At 64.3% G+C, this 21,881-nt stretch carries 14 protein-coding genes and 2 pseudogenes; 6 read left to right on the top strand and 10 right to left on the bottom strand.

Features of this window, described 5'->3' with window-relative positions; translation table 11 throughout:
* Positions 1-4 precede the first annotated feature (4 nt).
* Both BW730_RS16450 and BW730_RS16445 read right to left on the bottom strand, forming a co-directional pair.
* A complete protein-coding gene (locus BW730_RS16450; RefSeq protein WP_077687211.1) occupies positions 5-664 on the bottom strand; it encodes a hypothetical protein in 660 nt (219 codons plus the stop codon).
* Positions 661-1,191 (bottom strand): hypothetical protein, encoded by a 531-nt coding sequence (locus BW730_RS16445; RefSeq protein ID WP_145952933.1) that lies wholly within the window; start codon positions 1,189-1,191, stop codon positions 661-663. The genes BW730_RS16450 and BW730_RS16445 overlap by 4 nt, the downstream gene beginning before the upstream one ends.
* 358 nt (positions 1,192-1,549) lie before the next feature.
* On the opposite strand from BW730_RS16445, the pseudogene ileS reads away from it, so the two are divergent.
* Both ileS and BW730_RS16435 read left to right on the top strand, forming a co-directional pair.
* Positions 1,550-4,683, top strand: a pseudogene (gene ileS, locus BW730_RS16440) (isoleucine--tRNA ligase).
* 252 nt (positions 4,684-4,935) lie between these two features.
* The gene (locus BW730_RS16435) at positions 4,936-5,820 is read left to right on the top strand and encodes an SGNH/GDSL hydrolase family protein (protein ID WP_077687209.1); all 885 of its coding nucleotides are present in this window, start codon (positions 4,936-4,938) and stop codon (positions 5,818-5,820) included.
* Positions 5,821-5,823: 3 nt separating this feature from the next.
* Here the strand turns inward: BW730_RS16435 and BW730_RS16430 are convergent, their stop codons facing one another.
* Complete coding sequence (locus BW730_RS16430; protein ID WP_077687208.1) at positions 5,824-6,378, bottom strand: arsenate reductase/protein-tyrosine-phosphatase family protein; 555 nt, start codon at positions 6,376-6,378, stop codon at positions 5,824-5,826.
* Positions 6,375-7,778: a tyrosine-protein kinase domain-containing protein gene (locus BW730_RS16425; protein ID WP_145952932.1), complete on the bottom strand. Its 1,404-nt coding sequence runs from the start codon at positions 7,776-7,778 to the stop codon at positions 6,375-6,377. The genes BW730_RS16430 and BW730_RS16425 overlap by 4 nt, the downstream gene beginning before the upstream one ends.
* A gap of 27 nt (positions 7,779-7,805) precedes the next feature.
* On the opposite strand from BW730_RS16425, the gene BW730_RS16420 reads away from it, so the two are divergent.
* From BW730_RS16420 to BW730_RS18325, 4 genes and pseudogenes are all read left to right on the top strand, one after another.
* A complete protein-coding gene (locus tag BW730_RS16420; RefSeq protein WP_145952758.1) occupies positions 7,806-9,137 on the top strand; it encodes an ISL3 family transposase in 1,332 nt (443 codons plus the stop codon).
* Positions 9,138-9,526: 389 nt separating this feature from the next.
* A pseudogene (locus BW730_RS16415) lies at positions 9,527-10,689 on the top strand (DegT/DnrJ/EryC1/StrS family aminotransferase).
* 28 nt (positions 10,690-10,717) lie between these two features.
* Positions 10,718-11,308: a sugar transferase gene (locus tag BW730_RS16410; protein WP_269466649.1), complete on the top strand. Its 591-nt coding sequence runs from the start codon at positions 10,718-10,720 to the stop codon at positions 11,306-11,308.
* A complete protein-coding gene (locus tag BW730_RS18325; protein ID WP_145952931.1) occupies positions 11,301-11,708 on the top strand; it encodes a PglD-related sugar-binding protein in 408 nt (135 codons plus the stop codon). Before BW730_RS16410 ends, BW730_RS18325 begins: the two co-directional genes overlap by 8 nt.
* Here the strand turns inward: BW730_RS18325 and BW730_RS16405 are convergent.
* The 6 genes from BW730_RS16405 to BW730_RS16375 form a co-directional block, all read right to left on the bottom strand.
* Positions 11,677-12,987, bottom strand: coding sequence for an ISL3 family transposase (locus BW730_RS16405; protein ID WP_145952651.1), 1,311 nt, complete (start codon positions 12,985-12,987; stop codon positions 11,677-11,679). The genes BW730_RS18325 and BW730_RS16405 overlap by 32 nt on opposite strands.
* A 939-nt stretch (positions 12,988-13,926) precedes the next feature.
* A complete protein-coding gene (locus BW730_RS18320; RefSeq protein ID WP_145952930.1) occupies positions 13,927-15,279 on the bottom strand; it encodes an O-antigen polymerase in 1,353 nt (450 codons plus the stop codon).
* Positions 15,280-15,282: 3 nt separating this feature from the next.
* Positions 15,283-15,693 carry an ATP-grasp fold amidoligase family protein gene (locus BW730_RS20435; RefSeq protein ID WP_418082021.1) on the bottom strand — a complete coding sequence of 137 codons (411 nt, stop codon included), beginning with the start codon at positions 15,691-15,693 and terminating at the stop codon, positions 15,283-15,285.
* Between the two features lie 547 nt (positions 15,694-16,240).
* The gene (locus BW730_RS16390; protein WP_077687203.1) at positions 16,241-17,632 is read right to left on the bottom strand and encodes a glycosyltransferase family 4 protein; all 1,392 of its coding nucleotides are present in this window, start codon (positions 17,630-17,632) and stop codon (positions 16,241-16,243) included.
* 273 nt (positions 17,633-17,905) lie between these two features.
* Complete coding sequence (locus tag BW730_RS16380) at positions 17,906-19,216, bottom strand: ISL3 family transposase (RefSeq protein WP_145952651.1); 1,311 nt, start codon at positions 19,214-19,216, stop codon at positions 17,906-17,908.
* Positions 19,217-19,886: 670 nt separating this feature from the next.
* Positions 19,887-21,644: a polysaccharide biosynthesis protein gene (locus BW730_RS16375; protein WP_226996869.1), complete on the bottom strand. Its 1,758-nt coding sequence runs from the start codon at positions 21,642-21,644 to the stop codon at positions 19,887-19,889.
* Positions 21,645-21,881 lie beyond the last annotated feature (237 nt).

Genomic DNA, 21,881 nt, shown 5'->3' with positions numbered 1-21,881 from the left:
GCGGTCAGCGGCCCATCAGCGTGACGAGCTTGTGCAGGAATGCGAGGTAGTCGTCGACAACATCGGGCCCGATCGGCCGCTCGGTGATGACGGCGGCCACGTCGCGCTCGAACCACAGTTGCGCGAACTTGGGCACGAAGGGCTCGGCCATCAGCTTCCACACCGCGGGGGTCAGCGCGGCCCGCGCGCTGTCGGGGTGGTCGGAGGTGACGCGCCACCGCGAGTCGAACTCGGGGTCGCCGACCTCGATGTCTCCGCTGCCGATCAGCTCCGTGAGCAGCGCGTTGTCAAGGGTGATGCGGACGGGTTCCATGTCCATGTCCGGCTTGCGGATGCACAGCACCTGCCGGATCCGCGCCTCTGGACCCGTTCCGCTGACGGTGCGCCACCCGAAACAGGGCAGCTCGCCGAACTTGCCCGCGAAGGCATCGATGTGGCGACCTCCGGGCAGCGGGCCGCGGTGGAAGCGCTCGGCGATCTCGCGGCCGTTGGGGTAGTGAAGCCAGCCGCGACGCGCGGCCCACCCTGCCCATTCGCTCCGGGTCGCCGAGGAGGCGGCGGGCACGGGCCGCGCGGGTCGGGGCGCGGGAAGCGCGTAGGCGGGGATCGTGCGGGGGGCCGCCGCGGGAGGACCGACGGGCCGGATCGGCAGCGCCGGGGTCATCGGCCGGGGGCGGGGGTCTGCCGGATGGCGTTGAGGACTCGGGTCGGCATGGTGTCGACCAGCCGCCGCAGCAGATGCAGGTAGCGTTCGACGGCGGTGGCGGAGACCTCTCCGCGGGCGCCGAGCAGGATCGCGTCACGCTCCAGCCAGATCTTGGAGAAGTCGGGCTGGATGTCGATCAGCACCTCCTGCATGGCGGTGCCGACCAGGTCCTTCGCGAAGCGCGAACTACGGGCGGTGACGCTCCAGTGCAGGTCGAAGAGGTCGTCGATGGGCACGGCGGGGTCGACGCCAGCGAGGCCCGACTCCATGAACGTCAGCGGGGGGAACGCGATGCCGGGCAGGCGCACGGCCACGACGTAGATCGACCCGGCGGCGTCGGTGCCGGGCGCGGCCTGAAAGCCGAGCACCGGAAGCTTCCCGAGCGTTCCCGACCAGCCGGAGAGCACCTCCCTGTCGCCCCCGTCGAACAGGTCACCGCCGCGGAAGATGCCGCGCATGGCGGGCCATGGCGCGAAATAGCGCATGTTGCGTTCGCTGGCCCAACCCTCGATCTCGCCGCTTGACACCTTGTGCCGACACCTCCTCGTCGAACCCCCATCGTGCCAGCACCGTGGTCCGGCGACCAGCGTCTCAGGTCGCACATTTCGCTACGGACGTAGCCCCACAGGTTGAGCGGCACCCGTGCCCTGACGCATAATGAGGGCGTCATCGCGCGGCGTTGAAGGGGCCATCACCCCCGAGCTGCAGGAAGAACGGCGGGCGACCGCTCACTAGAACCTGCGGCGGTGACGCAAGGAAGTGGGGCGGTCATCCGCCCAAGGAGGGTGGTACCGCGGGCCCAGGCTCGTCCCTTCAGTTGAGAAACTGGACGAAGGACCGCAGATGACCACCTCCCCCGGCTACCAGGCCGTGCCCGCTCAGGTCGACTTTCCCGCGATGGAACACGACATCCTGAGGCTGTGGGCCGAGCGCGAGACGTTCGATGAGACCCTGCGGCAGAGCGCAGGCGGCAAGCCCTGGACGTTCTACGAGGGCCCTCCCACCGCCAACGGCATGCCCGGCACCCACCACATCGAGGCCCGCGTCTTCAAGGACCTCTTCCCGCGCTACAAGACGATGCGCGGCTTCCACGTCGAACGTAAGGCCGGCTGGGACTGCCACGGCCTTCCCGTCGAGCTCGCCGTCGAGAAGGAACTCGGCTTCTCCGGCAAGGCCGACATCGAGGCGTACGGCGTCGAGGCGTTCAACGCGAAGTGCCGCGAGTCGGTGCTTCGCCACGTCGACGCGTTCACCGAGCTGACCGAGCGGATGGGCTACTGGGTCAACCTGGAGGACGCCTACGTCACCATGGACCCCGAATACGTCGAGTCGCTGTGGTGGGCGCTCAAGCAGATCCACGACAAGGGCCTCCTGGAGGAGGACTACCGCGTCGCCCCGTACTGCCCCGCTGCGGCACCGCGCTGTCGGATCACGAACTGGCGCAGGGCTACGAGGAGGTCGTCGACCCGTCGATCTACGTGCGCTTCCCGCTCACCTCCGGCCCGCTCGCGGGCGAGGTGGACCTGCTGGTGTGGACGACCACGCCGTGGACGCTCGTGTCGAACACCGCGGTCGCCGTGCACCCGGACGTCACCTACCGGGTCGCGACCCACCCGGAGCAGAGGTCGCTGCTGATCGCAGAGCCGCTCGCCGAGAAGGTGCTCGGCGAGGAGTGGACGCTGACCGACTCCTTCCGGGGCTCCGACCTCGAGCGGTGGACGTACCAGCGCCCGTTCGGGCTGGTCGAGTTCCCCTCCCCCGCTCATTTCGTGGTGCTCGCCGACTACGTCACCACCGAGGACGGCTCGGGCCTCGTGCACCAGGCCCCCGCGTTCGGCGAGGACGACATGGCCGTGTGCCGCGCCTACGGGCTGCCGTTCGTCAACCCCGTCCGCAAGGACGGCACGTTCGAGGAGGACCTCGACCTGGTCGGCGGGATGTTCTTCAAGGTCGCCGACGCCACCCTGGTCGCCGACCTGAGCGAGCGCGGGATCCTGTTCCGCCGCGTCGACTACACCCACACCTACCCGCACTGCTGGCGGTGCCACACCCCGCTGCTCTACTACGCCATGCCGTCCTGGTACATCCGCACCACGCAGATCAAGGACAAGATGCTCGCCGAGAACGAGGCCACCAGTTGGCACCCGGACTCGATCAAGCACGGCCGCTACGGCGACTGGCTCAACAACAACATCGACTGGGCCCTGTCGCGCACCCGCTACTGGGGCACCCCGCTGCCGATCTGGCGCTGCGAGGACGACCACCAGGTCGCCGTCGGGTCGCGCGCTGAGCTGAGCGCGCTGACCGGGACCGACCAGAGCCGGCTCGACCCGCACCGCCCGTTCGTCGACGAGGTCACCTTCGACTGCCCGACCTGCGGCAAGGAGTCGCGCCGCGTCCCCGAGGTGATCGACGCGTGGTTCGACTCCGGCTCGATGCCGTTCGCGCAGTGGGGATACCCGCACGAGCCGGGATCGACCGAGCTGTTCGCGGAGCGCTACCCGGCCGACTTCATCTGCGAGGCCATCGACCAGACCCGCGGCTGGTTCTATTCGCTGATGGCGGTCGGCACGCTCGTCTTCGACGAGTCGAGCTACCGCAACGTCGTGTGCCTCGGCCACATCCTCGCCGACGACGGCCGCAAGATGAGCAAGCACCTCGGCAACGTGCTGGAGCCGATCCCGCTGATGGATCAGCACGGTGCCGACGCGGTGCGCTGGTTCATGGCGTGCTCGGGCTCGCCCTGGTCGGCCAGACGGGTCGGCCATCAGGCGATCGGCGAGACGGTCCGCAAGGTGCTGATCACCTACTGGAACACCGTCGCCTTCCAGTCGCTGTACGCGCGCGCCGCGAACTGGGCGCCGACCGGCGAGGCTCCGCCCGTCGCCGAGCGCCACGTGCTCGACCGCTGGCTGACGTCCGCCACGCAGCAGTTGATCGTCGAGGTGAGCGAGGCGCTCGACAACTACGACACGCAGCGCTACGGGCAGGCCCTCTCGTCCTTCATCGACGCGCTGTCGAACTGGCACGTGCGTCGCTCCCGCCGCCGCTTCTGGGCGGGCGACGAGGGCGCGCTGTGGACGCTGCACGAGACCCTCGACACGCTCACCCGCCTGCTGGCGCCGATCATGCCGTTCGTCACGGAGCGCGTGTGGCAGGACCTGTTCTACGCGTCGAACCCTGAGGGCCCGAGCTCGGTGCACCTGGCGTCCTGGCCGGTCGCCGACGAGTCGCTGATCATCGAGTCGCTCTCCGAAGCGATGGAGTTGACCCGCCGCACCGTCGAGCTCGGTCGCGCGGCCCGTGCAGAGTCGAAGGTGAAAGTGCGTCAGGCGCTCAGCCGGATGCTGGTGCCGTCGGCGATCTTCGAGAAGCTGTCGCCCGAACTGCAGGACGAGATCAAGGCGGAGCTGAACGTCGAGTCGATCGAGTCGTTCGCCTCCGCTGGCGATGTCGTCGACCACTCGGCCAAGGGCAACTTCCGCAACCTTGGCAAGCGGTTCGCGCAACGCACCCCCCTGATCGCCAAGGCGATCGCGGAGCTCGACGCCGCCTCGCTCGCCGCGCAACTGCGCGACGCGGGCAAGGCGTTCCTGGAGTTTGAGGGCGAACAGCTCGAGATCGGCCCGGACGACGTCATCGTCACCGAGCGTCCCCGCGAGGGCTGGTCGGTCGTCAACGAGCAGGGCGAGACGGTCGCGCTGGACCTGGAGCTGACCCCCGAGTTGATCCTCCAGGGCCAGGCGCGTGAGGTGATCCGCTTCATCCAGGAGGCCCGCAAGCGCGCTGGCCTGCAGGTCTCGGACCGGATCCGGATCGTGCTCGAGGCGGGCCCCGAGCTGGCCGCGGCCATCGCCGCGCACCGCGACCTGATCGCGGGCGAGGTGCTGGCCGTCGAGCTGATCCAGGACGAGGTCGACGCGGCGACCGACGAGGACGAGGAACTGGACCTGAGGCTGCGCCTGGTCAAGGCCTGACGGTCGCCCGTTCCCCGAGTCTCGTCGAGGGGTCCCACGAGCGCGCCGCGAGACGCCCATCGGCGTGTCGCGGCGCGACCCGTTCCACTGTGAAAGCCCTTGTCGTCACACTCGACGACCGGGGCAACGCGGCATCGTCTGCAGACTTTGCCGTCCCGGAAAAGACCAACAAAATCGGGCTTCACAGCGCCCACTCCACCTTGCCGCGCGCCAATACAGTTGTTGCCGTCTCACAGCGCAAGGAGCGGCACCGTGGCTGCAGCCTCGGATTCACGAAACCGCCTGGCGACGGTCGGCCTGGCCGCCCTCGCCACGGCCACCGTCGCGGTGTCCTGGCTGGCGCTGTCGCAGTTCAGAGGGGTCGCCGCACCTGCGGATTCCCCGGCTCCTTCGGTCGCGCCCACGAGCACGACACCGAGCCCCACGGCCATCCCCGTCGACCCGATTCCGAGCCCTTCACGGAAGCCCTCGCCTCAACCCACGGCATCCGCGCCTGCCCCGCAGCCCGGCTCGCTCGCGGCCTTCGCGGCGGCGTTCGCCGCTGACGGCGCCGCGGTGACGATCTTCGGCGACGGGTCTGGCAACGAGGAGAGCGAGTGGGTGCATCGCTGGGCCACGGAGCACCTGGCCAAGCGGCACGCCGTGTCCTACGCCGCCTGGAACGCGAAGACGTCGACCTTCCCCGACCCCGCTCCCCTGTCGAACGAGGGCGCGAGCCTGACCGTGTGGAACGCCAGCATGCGCAGCCCCGTCCTGAGCCGCGAACCGGGTCGGGTCGCCAGGGCCTGGCAACGCAGCGACGCCGTCCTTCTCAGCTACGGCCACCGCAAGCATGCGGGCGAGATCGAGTCGGCCCTTGACGCCATCCTCGAGGCGGTCCGGGGCCAGGCAGCCGACGTGCCGGTCGCGGTCGTCCTGCAGAACCCGGACCCTTCGGCCAGCGCCGACCAGCAGAAGGCCACGGTCGCCGCGGTCGCCGGCTGGGCCAAGGCGCATGCGCTGCCGACGATCGACGTCTACTCGGCGTTCCCAACCCGTCAACGCGACCGCGACAAACTCGTCGAGGAGGACGGAAGCCCGAACGACGAGGGGTCGCGACTGTTCGCCTCCGCCATCGCAGAGGCCCTTGCCGGGTGAGACCTAGCGCAGCGCCGCGGCGATCCTGTCGATGGCGCCGCTGATCAGCGCATACGAGGCGCGGTACTCGCGCCCACCGCGGCGGTACGGGTCGGGCACGTCGTCATCGGAGATCACCTTCCCCGAGGACCGCTGCCTTCCCGCGGCGGCGACGAACTCGAGGAACCGGACCCGCGGGGTGATCCCCAGGAGCCGCGGCACTTCTCCGCTTGCGGCGATCCTCGCCAGTTCAAGCAGCGTGAAGGTCCGGCGCACCGCGGCGGGCACCAGGGCCACCGTCCTGGCGCGATGCTCGCGCGTCATGGTGAGGATGAGGTCCGCCCGGATGATGTCCTCGGCGACGAGTTGGCGCGCCGCGAACGCCGACGTGGCGTGCCCCGACTCGCGCAGCAGTTTCGCCATGGGCGGTTCGATGGGGTTGCCGACCATGGCCGCGGTCCCGGCGCTCGTCACCGTCGCTCCAGCACCAAGCTCTGCATGCAGCAGCATCTGGGCCGCGGGCGAGCGGCAGATGTTGCCGGTACAGACCGCCAGGACCCGGTAGGCCTCGACGCTCACGCAGCCACCTCTGCCCGCGCTCGGCGCTTCTTGGACTTGCGATCACCCTTCTTCGGCGCCGCCCTCGGGTGGTCGCTGTAGTAGGAGTGCCGATATCCGTAGGCCTCACCCTCGCTGCGCTTAACCCTGTTGAAGACGAGCCCCAGAACCCTTGCCTCGACGCGCTCAAGAACCTCAAGCGAGGCCGTCAACTCGGGCCGCCTCACGATCCCACTGCCCACGACGACAAGCACACCGGCGGTCTCTCCCGCCAGGACGGCGGCGTCAGTGACCGGCAGCAACGGCGGCGAGTCGATGATCACGGTGTCGTAGAGCTTTGACGCGTCCTCGAGGAGCGCCCTCATGCGCGTATGACCAAGCAACTCGGCGGGGTTAGGCGGCACGCGACCGGCGGTGAGCACGTCCAGCGGCGTGCGACCGTACGGCTGCACCACATCCCCGAGTCGCGCATCGCCGATCAACACAGTAGTCAGCCCGACGGCGCCCTCCAACTGGAGTTGCGCGGCCACCCGCGGCCGCCTGAGGTCCGCGTCGATGAGCAGCACCTTCTCCCCGGCAGCGGCAAGGGTCGCGGCAAGGTTGATGGCCGTGCTGGTCTTCCCCTCCCCAGGAACGCTGGACGTGACGACGATGGACCGCCCGCCCTTGTCGAGTGCCAGGAACTGCAGGTTGGTCCGCATGCTCCGGTACGCCTCCGCCCGCAACCCGTGCGGGTCGGAGTTGAGGACGAGCACGTCCCCGCTCTCGTCGAGCGGGATCGCACCGAGGATCGCCTGGTCGCTCACCTGCTCGATGTCGCGCCGAGAGCGCACCACCGTGTTGAGAACGTCCCGAAGCAGTGCCTGCCCCGCGCCAAGCAGGAGGCCGACCAGGCCACCGATCGCAAGATTCTGGAGGGGCTTGGGACTGGTCGGGGCCGTCGGCACCAGCGGTTGACGAATGACGGTCGCCACAACGGGCTTCTGCCCGTCGGCCCCAGGCGGCGACAACTCGTCTACCGCGACAATGAGCCGTTCAGTGATCGCGTGAGCGATTCGAGCCGCCTCCTCCGGCGAGTCGGCGGTCACAGCAAGGTCCATGGTCGCGGTCTGAGCCGGAATGGTGACCGCCACGCGTCGCGCCAGTTGTTCGGGCGTCACGGAGAGTTGAAGGTCCTCAATGACGGGAGTGAGTACAAAGCCGCTCTTCGCCACCTTGGCGAACGACTGGACCTGGTTCGCGGCATAGTTCGACCCCGCCTGCAACTCCCCGACCGTTCCTGCAGAACGAATCGACAGGAACAGCGACGCCGACGAGGTATACGGGCTCTTCGGACCTGAGCGTGGGGTGAGCGGGGATCGGATGGCGGGCGTGTCGGCGGGGTGAAGGGGGTCGAGGCCCTCAAGAATCGGGGTTACCACACCACCTGATCTTCAAGGACCTCGACGATGCCCGATCCTACTTCCTGCTGCCGTGCCGCGGGCGGCTACTGCCAGCGCTGTGATCTTCTGGTCGGGTTGCCGGGGCTGCATGTGGTTGGCGTCGCCCGCGACGAGGCGGGGCTCAGGATTGAGGTCGAGTCCAGCGCCGACCAGGTGATGGGTTGCCCCGCCTGCGGGGTGATCGCGCATGCGCATGGCCGGCAGCGGGTCGAGTTGATCGACGCGCCGTGTTTCACGGCGCCGGTGAGGTTGTGGTGGCGGAAACGACGCTGGCTGTGTCCCGAACCGTCGTGTCCGGTGACCTCGTTCATGGAACAAGACCCCGACGTGGCGCGACCCAGAGCGCTGCTCACCAGACGCGCGACGTCGTGGGCGATCGGGCAGATGCGGCGGGAGAACGCCTCTGTTCAGGGTCTGGCTCGGCAGCTCGGCTGCACCTGGAAGACGCTGTGGCGGGCCGTCAAGCCGGTCCTTGAGACTGCCGCCGACGACGAGACCCGGTTCGCCGGTGTCACCTCGCTGGGCGTCGACGAACACATCTGGCATCACGTCTCCACCAAGCCCGTCGAGCTCGGCGGCCGCGGCCCGAAGGAGTTCACCGGCATGGTCGATCTGACACGTGACAAGGACGGACGAGTCCGAGCCCGGCTCCTGGATCTGGTCCCGGGCCGCTCCGGCGAGATCTACACGTCGTGGCTGCGTGACCGCGGCGACGTGTTCCGCAAGGGTGTTGAGATCGCCACGCTGGACCCGTTCCACGGTTACAAGAATGCGATCGACGACCAGTTGGAGGACGCCGTCGCGGTGCTCGACGCGTTCCACGTCGTCAAGCTCGCCACGGCTGCCGTTGATGAGGTCCGCCGCCGGGTCCAGCAAGACATCCACGGCCACCGCGGCCGCAGAGATGATCCGCTGTATCGGATCCGCAACGTCCTGCGTGCCGGGAAGGAGCATCTCACCGACCGGCAGAAGACCCGGCTCGAGGCGGCGTTCACCGTCGAGGACCGTCACGTCGAAGTCGAGGTCGCCTGGCACTGCGCCCAGCACCTGCGTTCGGTCTATCACCAGTCGAGTCCTGCTGACGGGCGTCGGGTAGCGGAGAAGGTCCTCGCCTCGTTCCCGACGTGTCCGATCCCGGAGATCGCCCGCCTGGGCCGCACCCTCAACCGATGGAGAGACGCGTTCCTGGGCTACTTCACCACCGGCGGCGCCAACAACGGCGGCACCGAAGCGATCAATGGCTTGATCGAACTCGCCCGCCGCGTCGCCAGAGGGTTCCGTAACCCCGACAACTACCGCCTCAGAATGCTCCTCATCGGCGGCGGTCTACGCCTCTGACCCCACGCTCAAGTCCGAAGAGCCGGTATACGTCGGAATGGTCAGCATCATCAGCACTGCACTCGCAAACACTGCAGACAACACAATGCCAAGGACACTTCGCCAATACTTGCGCAGGACCCGAAGATAGTCCGAGAGTTCCATGCCCAACTTTCTGTTCAGTTGGGGTTACTCTACAAAGCCTCTTGTCGGCGGAATCACCACCCCCAGAACAGTGACGCGGCGTGCACCAGGACGCCCTCCCGAGTCGCCAAGCGCAACAAATGCCCTTGTGAATACAGTTCGTTACCCTTTAGGGTGACCTCCCCCAGAGCGCCCGCAGAGCGTCGATATTGTCAACCCTGAACCGACGCAGAGTTCGGTCCAATGTCACACACTGAGGTGAATGCGTGAACGGCCGAATCTACCTATCGTCCCCGGACATAACACTTCTAGAGGAAGAGGCCCTTGTCCGCGCCATTCGCACAGGCTGGATTGCGCCTGTCGGGCCGGAGGTGGACGCCTTCGAGGCGGAATTGGCGGAGTACACGGGACGACGTCACGCCGTTGCCCTGTCTTCCGGCACGGCCGCCCTCCACCTGGCGCTGCTGTCAGTCGGGGTTGGGCGCGGCGACCTCGTGCTCTGTTCGAGCATGACCTTCGCCGCGACGGCCAACGCCATCGTGTACACGGGCGCCGAGCCGGTGTTCATTGACGCCGACGAGTCGGGCAACATGAACCCTCTGCTGCTGCAGGAGGCCCTCACTGTCCTCGGCCAGGAGGGCAGGTCGGTCAAAGCGGTGGTGCCGGTCGACCTGCTGGGCAAGGTCGCGGATCACGAGCGCATCGCGGCAATCGCCGACGCTCATGGAGTCCCGGTCATCGCAGACGCCGCCGAATCCCTGGGAGCGACGCGAAACGGCCGATCCTCCGGCGCCTTTGGTCATGCTGCCGCGGTCTCCTTCAACGGGAACAAGATCATGACCACATCAGGCGGCGGCGCCCTGCTGACCGATGACGAGGCCGTAGCGAAGCGGGCACGCTACCTGGCCACGCAAGCCCGACAGCCCGTCGTGCATTACGAGCACACTGACGTTGGCTACAACTACCGCATGTCCAACATCCTGGCCGCCCTGGGGCGCGCGCAACTTGCACGCCTCGACGACATGATCGAGCGCCGCCGCTCGCACCGCCGGACGTACAGCGCCTTGTTCCGGGGCATTCCTGGCATTCAGATGTTCGGCGAACCGCGGGGCTCGCTGGTGGGGACACCCAGGACAACTTCTGGCTCACATCCATCCTTGTCGATCCTTCGCTCGCAGGCTTCACCGCCGCAGACCTTCGCGCGCACCTCGATGACGCAGGAATTGAATCCCGCCCGCTCTGGAAGCCAATGCACCTACAGCCAGTGTTCGCGACGCGACGCTCTTTCACTGATGGGACGAGCGAGCGACTCTTCCTCACGGGACTCTCCCTGCCCAGCGGCTCAGTGCTGACCGCAGCACAGATTGAGCGCGTGGGCACCAACTTGTCCACATTCCTGAGTCGGGTACCGGAGCCATGCCATGACTAAGCGGCGGTATGACATGGTCAAACGAATCGTGGATATCGTCACGAGCGCGGTAGGCATAGTCGCCACCGCCCCACTCCAAGCATTGACCGCGCTAGTGGTCCTCATGAACTTCGGCCGACCGGTTCTCTTCCGACAGGACCGCCCGGGCAAAGACGGGCGCATATTCAGACTCACAAAGTTCCGCACTATGAGGGAACCCACCGCGTCTCTGGTCACAGACGAACAACGTCTGACACGTTGCGGACGCCTTCTCAGATCCACGAGTCTCGACGAGCTACCCACGCTCTGGAACGTGCTGAAGGGCGACATGAGCCTGGTTGGCCCCCGGCCCCTTCTCGAGAAGTATCTCTCTCGCTACACGCCCGAACAGGCTAGACGACACGAGGTACGGCCGGGCATCACAGGGCTCGCACAGACTCGAGGGCGCAATGCCCTGCCGTGGGAGACGAAGCTCCGTCTCGACGTGGAGTACGTGGAGCGGCGAAGTATGAGCCTTGACCTCTGCATTCTTCTTGCCACTGTGGCGACGGTGACACGACGACAAGGAATCGGCAATGGCCCGCTTCCAACCATGGTCGAGTTTCACGGCACCCACCCCGGAGACCCCCGCGATGCCTGAGAAGGTCGTCGTCGTCGGAGCGTCGGGATTCGGCAGAGAAACGCTGGACACACTCGAAGCAATGCTTAGGGCTGGCCGGGGGCCTGAAGTGGTAGGTGTGGTGGATGATGCACCGTCAGTGGACAACCTGGCTAGATTGGCTGCGCGCGACACCCGCTACCTCGGCACAGTGAACGACTGGATCGCTGCAGATTCGGACAAGTCCTTCGTGCTGGCCATCGGATCACCCGACATCCGACACAGATTGGCTGAACAACTGGAGTCCGCGGGCATGCGCGCCTTCACGGCCATTCACCCATCCGCGACGATTGGCAGAAACTCTCGAATAGCCGAGGGCACCGTTGTGAGCGCGCGAGCCGTTATATGGCTCATCCGATTTGAGGGTGTAGGCGGGGTCTGAATCCGCCGGCTTCGAGGAGGCAGCGGGCGATGTAGTGGGTCAGGTTGCGGAACCCGAGAGCGGAGCCGCGGAGGTGTTCGAGGCGGCCGTTGAGGGCTTCTGTGGGACCATTGCTGGTGCCGGGCCGGTCGAAGAAGTTCAACACATCGATCGCGCGGCGTTTCAGGGTGTGACCCAGGCGGACCAGTTCAGTCAGCTCAGCGGGGACGCCGGTGGCGATCGCATCGATCACGCTGGCCATGAGGTGGCGGCCGAGTGTGCGGTCTTTGCAGCGGTAGGCCTGGACGAGGCGCTGGTAGATGCCCCACGTGGCTTCGACCTCGACGTGGTTCTGGTCGCCGAACAGGTCTTCGAGCCGTGTGACTTGTTTGTCGGTGAGTAGATCGGCGCCGGTGAGTAGGGTGCGGCGGGCTTGATAGAGCGGGTCCCCGCGGCGGCCTCGATGCCCCATGGTGGCTTGTTGGACGCGTTGGCGGCATTTGTCGACAGCCTCCCCGGCCAGGCGCACGACGTGGAACGGGTCCATCACCGCAGCTGCGTCGGGGAGTTCCTCGGCGGCGGCGGTTTTGAAGCCGGTGAACCCGTCCATCGCCACGACTTCCACGCCGGCCCGCCAGGCGGCTGGACGGGCAGCGAGCCAGCGTTTGAACACCTGTTTCGAGCGGCCCTCGACCATGTCGAGCAGCCGTGCCGGGCCAGTCCCAGCCGCTACCGGGGTCAGGTCGATGATCACGGTGACGAACTTGTCCCCGGCACGGGTGTGACGCCAGCAATGCTCATCGACCCCGAGCACGGTGACCTGGTCGAACCGGGACGGATCATCGATCAACACCCGACGACCCTCGGCGATGATCGCATCGTTGGCGGTGTCCCACGCCACCGCCAGCCCTTCGGCGACCCTCGCCACGGTGAGGTGCTGACACACGATAGCTTCGAGCGCCCACCGCACCCCACGCCGCGACAGCCGAGCCCTCGGTTCAGCGGCCCGGTCCATGCTCTGGCGCCACACATGACCGCATTCGACACACCGGTACCTGCGCAGCCGCACCCGCAGCACAGTGGGTCTCCAACCGAAGGGCTCGTGAGCCAGGCCTCGGATTACCGTGTCACGCACCAAACCGCGCCCGCCACAGTTGTGGCACCAGTCATCAGCATCCGTGACGCGGCACTCCAGCACCGCCCGGCGCGCGGTCACGTGTTGGCCAGTCACCTCCAACCCGAGCTCGTCGAGGCGGCAGAAGGTCGTCAGATCAGGCGCGGTGAAGGTAGCGTTGAACACGTCGAGGTCTTCCAGATGGACAGCTTAGGAACTTCCATCTTCGGGAGGCCTCGACCCCTCTATCCAGCCGCCACGCCGGAACCCCTACCTACACCCTCAATTGGGAAGAGCCAGGTAAGGCTCTCGGCATGTCGTGGTCCGAAGTACGGCATCACGACGCTAGCCAACGACCCGCCGATGACGTTTGTCGTACTGGTCAGGCGGGATCCCGAGCCGAGAAGACCAGCCTGGTAGTCATCCGTGAGCGACCCGAGGATGGCTACGTCGGCCTGCTGGAGTGGTCCAGTCAGAGATGCTATCCCGAAGCGGCCGGATCGAGACCAGAGCAACTCGGGAGTCTTGGCGGCAAAGAAGAGCCAGCGTCGAGTACTCCAAGGTCTCTCAATCGCCAATGCGGCAGCGGTGTAGCACCAGTACGATACGAGGTAGCCGATTGGAAGTGACAGCCAAGAAACCGTTTGCGACAGCTTCGCGCATCCGACCCACACAACGATCACCAGCTTTTCCCCCACTGCAAGCGCCGCGATCTGGGAGAATCGACGATCGCAGGACATCCGAACGCTCACGCCGCCTCTAATAAACCGGCTTCCGGCCAAGAGCAATACGATGCAAGAAAGCGGAGAGCGAATTGCGGCCAGACCGCCAATGCATAAGACGGCCCCGCCGATGACGAATCGTCTGGTCACAAATGTCGCATAAAGGTGTCCGCGCAGTTGTTGGCTGACCACCCTCGAAATACGTCGTGTTTGGTATCCAACCGAGCCGAGGCTCAAGACCAAACCGATTGACGGGCCCATTCCAATCACAGAGGCGACTGGCGCCCACTCTGACGGAGACAGTTGCCTGATCGTCAGAAGGATAGCGAGAGCGCCGAGTGCTGCCGCCGCCGAGTTTCCGACCAGCGAGACGCCAAATGACTTCCGGAACGATCGTTCAGACCTAGCCTTCATTGTGAAATAGCCTCAGAGAAGGTCGATTGGGCCGTGGCGTAAAATGTGCCCCGCAAAGTGTGAATAGTTTCACGATTTGGGAGATTGCATACACAATGATGAAGCCTGAAAGTGTGAAGACAGGACCCGAGAAGCAACTCTGCGATACTATCGCGACGAGTCCTGCCTGCAATCCAACGTTCAGGGTGTCGTAGGTTGAGAACGTGCGACTCTTCAGCGACCCTAGGGCCATCCCCCAAAAGGCTGATATGATTATCACTCCGACCAATCCAAAGTTGATGTACGCCTCGGTGTAGAAGTCAGGCGGGGCTGTGTAGCCAGTGCTTGTGCCTGTTACGGCCCGGAAGAACTCCACGGGAAAGCTCTCCCCTGGACCAGGGGCGTACGCTCGCAAGGAGTCGAGGTATGACCGCCCCAGTAACTCTCCAGCGCCGAAGGGCTTGAACTGATAACTGGCGATTGGTATCGCGCTCTGCTCAAGAAAGATGCGCCCCAGAAGGTTCTGCCAAGCGTCGGTGAACGCATCAAGCCACGAGGAGGCCTGAGAACGAGTCCGAGACTGAAGAACGCTCACTGAGATACCCAGTATCAGGACGCCAATGCCAACCTGGAAGAAGCGTTTTGGTCGCACCTCGATGCCGGAGAGGGACATCGCAGCGATGACTGCTACCGCCAGGTAGATCATGGGCCATCTCTGCCCCGCGAGCAGCAGGGTCACCGTTGCGAACGCCAGGACCGCCAGGCTGGTCTTCGAGAACCCGGAGCGCGCCATCTGTGCGGCAGCGTATGCCGCCACGATGGGAGCACCGAGGTTACGGGCGAGTTGCAGGACACCCTGAAACGGAATGTAGACCCCCTTCGCTGAGGCGTACGCATCCCGACTTAGCCTCGAGGCCTGGAGTTGACCGAGTCCATCAAGTCCTTGATCTGCGACTGCTGCGAGCCCGTCGAACAGGGGAACGTACCCCAAGAGCGCAAAATAGAGCCAAGCCGGAACTAATACTAGGCCCGCGACAACAACCAGTCGGGCCCGATCAGGTTCCTTGACCTCGCTACGTTCGGGTCGGACCAGCCGTGGCGCGCGATGCGGGAGAGAGCTACGTAGTAGCGCGCCGCTAATAAAACTCAGTAGGCCCAGGGAAACAACCAAAAGCCCATCTGCTGTCCATGCAACTCCGGCGCCCTTGGCTGTGCAGTGGGTGAGGAGGAACCCAAAGTTGACAAATACGAGGCTGGAGGCAATAAACCACAGTGGTGAGTCGCCCAGGCCGTGCTTCCGCACCTTGGAAAAGAGGAAGATAAGTGCGAGTAACACGACAGTGAAACCGAACGCAGTGATCATTTGTCAGTCTCTGGATAGATTGCGTAATGTGCTCTGTGTCCACCAGTCACCCATCGCTGCGTCCAGAATTGGATACAGTTCAATGCCGTCAATGTGACCGAATGGCGAGATCTCACCTAGCCAGAGCTGTTGGCCGTCCCAATAAAAGTCCACGCGGGTGTACGCCAAGTCGAAGTGTATCTGGGAAGCGGCGTCGATGAGGGCTTCACGCACATGGTTCTCTGGCCTGAGGTCTTGCCCTGAGTCGTTCCGGCCAAAGAGAAGAGTCCAATCGGCATCGAAATGCTGCACTGTAAAGGTGTGGGCGGTGCGACCTGAGTACACGCTGAACATGCGAGGTTTGCCACGGAATGTGTGGACCTTGTAGTCAATAGGACGACCATGAAAGCCTATCCGATCTTCGAGGATAAACACTTCTGGAAGCGTGTGTAGCGCCCGTGGGGCCAATCGCCTAAAGAGTTTCTGCGTACGATGCGATTCGCGCATGAGCCGACGCAGGTCCCCCTGCGTCACACTGCCTCCCGCGTCATTCAGGAGCGCTATTCCGCCGCCAAGTTGGTCCGGCTTCAGAACCCAGGGGTCAGTGGATTGCGCGAGCGACGGGAGCCTCTCAATGAGTTGCTCAGGTGATCCAGTCCACTGAGTTCTTGGAATGCGTGCGCGCAGTCTTGGGTAAGTTTTCAGAACCACTTCTTTTGCGCGTTGCTTCGAGGAAAGGCTGGTCAAGATCGGGTCTGTGTCATATAGCGAGCGAAAGAGTAGCCGTTCGGAATGCAGCCGCGGGTTGGTCAAGTCTGGACGACGCCTATGCTTTCGGAAATAATCAGTGGTTAGGCGGTGTCGAAATGGTAGCGTCGATAATGCTTCCTGGTAGACGCGTCGGCTCAAAGTCTGGAGGGTCATATATCACCGCACTCCCGAAGGGGGATCGCCTTCGGTTCTCGTTGGTCATTCTTGTCACTCACTCTATATCCGTTTCTCTGGGTGGTATCTCAGATGCGTCGGCGTGCCACGCTGAAGCGCGTCCCGTCTCTGCTTGCGGGATTGTGGTGCCTGTTTCAACGCCCTCCCTGCTCTGCTCGACAAGATTGCGAAGAAGTGATTCGTGAAGACTCCAAATTGTCTGTTGGGAGTAGTCGCGTTCGGCACGGAGACGGGCGGCGCAACCCAGGGTCCTGACGAGTTCTCGGTCGGCGGCGAGTCGGGTGATGGCGTCGGCGAGGGCACCAGGGGAACCGACCTCAAAGAGCAAACCGGTCACTTCGTGGCTCACCGCGTCCGAACAGCCCGTCGCATCGCTGACGATCGCCGGTACGCACATGGCGGCCGCCTCGAGGACGACGTTCGGAAAGCCCTCCCGCCGGCTCGGGAGGACTAGGACATCCATGGCCCTGTAGTAGGGACGAGGATCCGAGGCGTGACCAGTGAAATGCACTAGCTGCTTCTCAACCTGGCTCTGGCCATGGATAGGAGACGGGCCGTCATCTCCCCCGACGATGATGGCGCGAACGTCAGTTCCGGATCGGCGGCAAATAGTCAGCGCAGCGAGGAGCGTGTCAAGGCCCTTATCTGGAGCCAGCCTGCCGACGAATCCGATCACAAGGCCACGCGCGTTCGCCACAAACGCTGTGGTGTCGCTATCTAGGGGTGATGTGTTAGCCCGTCGGGAGAAGTGGTCGAGGTCAACGCCGTGCGACGACCCCGCGCCGAGTATTCGGACTGGTGTTCTTCCTGTGAGCTGTGCGTCTCTCAGGCTTCGTGCGAGGCTTTGACTGTTGGGTACGACGATCGTGGACAGGGCTGCCGTGGCTCGCTCGAGCATGCTGAGGCACCGTCGCTCAACGCCTTTTGTCGTCTCAAGACGAAGCCCCCACTGTTCGTACACTCGTACGGGTACTCGGCAAACGAAAGAGGCGATCGCGGTGAGGAGACTTGCCTTTGGTGTCGCGTACACAATCGCATTTGGCCGGAGAGTTCGGAGACGGACAAAGAGTCGTCCAAGGGATGCGAGATCCGACAAGGCCTCCGGATTTCGAGCCATTGGTACGGCAATCACCTCCACACCTTGACTGTCCGCGAGGTGGTCAAGTCCGGCGCCGGGGGAGCAGATTAGTGTCACCCGCCAACCCGCTTCTCGATAGTAGTTCAGGTATCCCTGCAGAAAGGAGGTCGCAGTTTGGGCCGTTGTGACGACAATGCAGAGATGCCGAGAAGGGTCTGGAGCGCCTTTGGTGTGGGCAGGCTGCGCTGCTGTGTTCTGATGTGGAGGGGGCGATTCCCTAGTGGGAAGGGATAGGCATCCTCCATTTACGTCGTCCGGCGTTGGGCCTAGAAAGTCGTGTGAAGCTACCATCGCCCCGGCACTCCTTTGACGACAACATGGTCGGGACAATTCGTTGTGAGTACTGTTCCAGCTCCAAGCACAACGTGCTCTCCGACCTCTATTCCCTGTAGGACAGTCGCCGCTGCTCCAACGAGGGAGAATGAGTGAAGTTCCACAGCTCCCGAGATTGTCGCTCCCGGATTCACTGAGACGAAATCGTGCGCGATGACGTCATGGCCTATGATTGCGCCTGGATTGATATGGACGTGGCGTCCAAGTTGGACGTTAGTAGATATAACGGGCTCATCCGATTTGAGGGTGTAGGCGGGGTCTGAATCCGCCGGCTTCGAGGAGGCAGCGGGCGATGTAGTGGGTCAGGTTGCGGAACCCGAGAGCGGAGCCGCGGAGGTGTTCGAGGCGGCCGTTGAGGGCTTCTGTGGGACCATTGCTGGTGCCGGGCCGGTCGAAGAAGTTCAACACATCGATCGCGCGGCGTTTCAGGGTGTGACCCAGGCGGACCAGTTCAGTCAGCTCAGCGGGGACGCCGGTGGCGATCGCATCGATCACGCTGGCCATGAGGTGGCGGCCGAGTGTGCGGTCTTTGCAGCGGTAGGCCTGGACGAGGCGCTGGTAGATGCCCCACGTGGCTTCGACCTCGACGTGGTTCTGGTCGCCGAACAGGTCTTCGAGCCGTGTGACTTGTTTGTCGGTGAGTAGATCGGCGCCGGTGAGTAGGGTGCGGCGGGCTTGATAGAGCGGGTCCCCGCGGCGGCCTCGATGCCCCATGGTGGCTTGTTGGACGCGTTGGCGGCATTTGTCGACAGCCTCCCCGGCCAGGCGCACGACGTGGAACGGGTCCATCACCGCAGCTGCGTCGGGGAGTTCCTCGGCGGCGGCGGTTTTGAAGCCGGTGAACCCGTCCATCGCCACGACTTCCACGCCGGCCCGCCAGGCGGCTGGACGGGCAGCGAGCCAGCGTTTGAACACCTGTTTCGAGCGGCCCTCGACCATGTCGAGCAGCCGTGCCGGGCCAGTCCCAGCCGCTACCGGGGTCAGGTCGATGATCACGGTGACGAACTTGTCCCCGGCACGGGTGTGACGCCAGCAATGCTCATCGACCCCGAGCACGGTGACCTGGTCGAACCGGGACGGATCATCGATCAACACCCGACGACCCTCGGCGATGATCGCATCGTTGGCGGTGTCCCACGCCACCGCCAGCCCTTCGGCGACCCTCGCCACGGTGAGGTGCTGACACACGATAGCTTCGAGCGCCCACCGCACCCCACGCCGCGACAGCCGAGCCCTCGGTTCAGCGGCCCGGTCCATGCTCTGGCGCCACACATGACCGCATTCGACACACCGGTACCTGCGCAGCCGCACCCGCAGCACAGTGGGTCTCCAACCGAAGGGCTCGTGAGCCAGGCCTCGGATTACCGTGTCACGCACCAAACCGCGCCCGCCACAGTTGTGGCACCAGTCATCAGCATCCGTGACGCGGCACTCCAGCACCGCCCGGCGCGCGGTCACGTGTTGGCCAGTCACCTCCAACCCGAGCTCGTCGAGGCGGCAGAAGGTCGTCAGATCAGGCGCGGTGAAGGTAGCGTTGAACACGTCGAGGTCTTCCAGATGGACAGCTTAGGAACTTCCATCTTCGGGAGGCCTCGACCCCTCTATCCAGCCGCCACGCCGGAACCCCTACCTACACCCTCAATTGGGAAGAGCCGCTTAATGATCAGCGAATCCACCGGGAGCCATGACGTGAAAGGGTATGCAGCCCTCAAATCTGCACTGTTACCCTGAATCAAGAGGATACTTCTCCCCCCTTTGAGTCGGTGGCATGCCAATGGAAGCAGTGCGAAGGGGTGCCAACGAACAATGAAGATTCCATCTCTGCTGGAAGCTAGTATCGAGCGCCACATGACCGAACTCAGTCGGCGAAACCTTCCAGCCCACCCTTCCTTCTGGTCGCCCGAGACGGAAATGACTTCATTGACGACTATGGCCTGATCCTCTAGTCGTCGCAGAGTTCCACGGAGATGCTGACCAGCGGCAGTCCCTTCATCTGAACCCTCAAACCAAACGATCCGAATGTCGCGCATTCTGTGACCTAACTTCTGCGTGGATTTCTAGCTAACTTGACAGTCAGGCTTACGGCCCGTACTGCTCGGAGACTTGTCCTTGCCTGTCAGTTTGAGCGCGGGATGGAGTACGCTTCGGCCCGGTCGCGGCTGGGCGAGCATACCCTCGAACGCTGCTTCGCTGGGCCAAGTGGCTGAGATGCTCAGGGGGCCAAAGGCTCAACCCGCACGCTACTCACCAGCGGATGCGGACTCGAGGCCCTGTGCTCGTTAACGCTAAAGAGGACCTCGTCGAGCTTCTCTCCCTCACGCAGGCCGGTGAAGGTGATCGCGATGTCCTTACCTGACTCGGCAATCAGCCGCTGGGCCACGTCGATCATCCGTACCGGTTCGCCCATGTCGAGGACCATCACCTCGCCTGGGCGGCCGAGAGCGCCAGCTTGAAGGACCAACTCGCAGGCCTCCGGGATAGTCATGAAATAGCGCGTCACGTCCGGGTCAGTGACCGTGACCGGGCCACCGCGCTCAATCTGCGCCTTGAACGTGTGCAGGACGGAGCCGCGTGATCCAAGCACGTTGCCGAACCTGACCGACACGTACGCCAGGTCGTACTGCTCGGCATACCACCCGGTCAGCCGCTCGGCGATCCGCTTTGAGCCGCCCAACACGCTCGAAGCGTCGGCCGCCTTGTCTGTGGAGATGTTGACCAGGTTCCTGACCCCTGACTCATGGGCGCAACGGAGCACATTAGCCGTGCCGAGCACGTTCGTCTTCCACGCCTCTGCCGGATACTGCTGCAACATCGGGAGGTGCTTCAGCGCGGCTGCATGGAATACGACGTCGGGGCGGTGCTTCTCGAAGACCGCGCGGAGGGCTTCCTCATCTCGGATACTGCAGAGCACCATGTCGTCGCTATCGAGAAGGCCAATACCGTAGAGCCGCAACTGGACGGCGTGCAATGCGGACTCGTCCCGGTCGAGCAGGACGAGCTTGCTGGGGCGAAGCTCATTGACCTGGTGCGCCAACTCGGAACCTATTGACCCGCCTGCTCCGGTTACCAGGACCGTCCTGCCAGTGACGTAGCCCGCGATGCTGGAAAGATCGGTGGAGATGGGACGTCGCCCGAGCAGGTCGGCCACGTTGAACTCGCGCAGGCTTTCGAGCGAGACCTTTCCGCCGATCATCTCCCGCACAGGCGGGACCACTATGAGTTTGACGCCAGTGTCTTCGCAGGCGGTCGACAGTGTTCCGATGAAGCTTGGTGTCACGCCTCCGATCGCGAGGACCACCGCGGAAGCCTGCAGTCGCTGAGCCTGCTCAGCTAGCGAGGCGCCCGTGCCGACGACGCGGTGACCCTCAATCCTGAGGAAGCGGCGAGTCGGGTCGTCATCAAGGATCCCGACAATGCTGTAGGGAGAGTTGTTCGAGCGAGCAACGAGGTGAGCCACCTGATGGCCGAGGTCTCCGGCCCCATACAGGAGCACCCGCTGACCGGTGCGCTTCGCGTCCCCGTGGAGATTCATCCGCGACATCCGGACGAGCCCGCGGCCAGCACTCATGATCAGGAGCGCGAGGCATGGAACGGCCAGGATGACGCTGCGCGGAAATCCGGGATCTACAAGCCAGAAGACAGCACCGGTCACAGCGCCGACGACCAACACGAGGCTCGTGAGCCAGAAGGCCTCCGAGAAACTGCCGATGCGACTACGCCCGAGGTATATCTGGCAGGCGAGCCCGATCACCATCTGCAACGCCGACGCCACGAGAATGTAGCTGACGACACTGAACCATTGAAGGCTTCCCAGGCCCCAGTCGAAACGGAATAGGGCGAAGGTCAGAAGTGCGAGAACCCAGGCGACGATGTCCCATGCGACGACGACAGAACGACGGACCCAGGCGGGTGACGTGTGTAGTGAATGGACGATGTCTGGCCATTCTCCGCTTGAACTCAGGGATCCCACAGAACCAAATGGTAAGACCGACATTCGGCTCATTCATGCGCTGGGTCAGTTAATCGCATCACCCGTTGTCACATCATTCATCCCCTCGATGTGACGCGAACGCTGGACACTTATCTGACTGGGCCTACGTCCGCCATTCCTCAATCGGACTTGACAAGGCATTAGCCGCAAACACTGCAGTCTTTGCTGCGATTCAGCTGGGATCGAGCCGCCAAATGCGGTCTCTTGAGGTGTACG

This window comes from Tessaracoccus aquimaris (assembly GCF_001997345.1).
Taxonomy (GTDB): Bacteria; Actinomycetota; Actinomycetes; order Propionibacteriales; family Propionibacteriaceae; genus Arachnia; species Arachnia aquimaris.
This window is presented reverse-complemented; position numbering and strand designations above follow the sequence as displayed.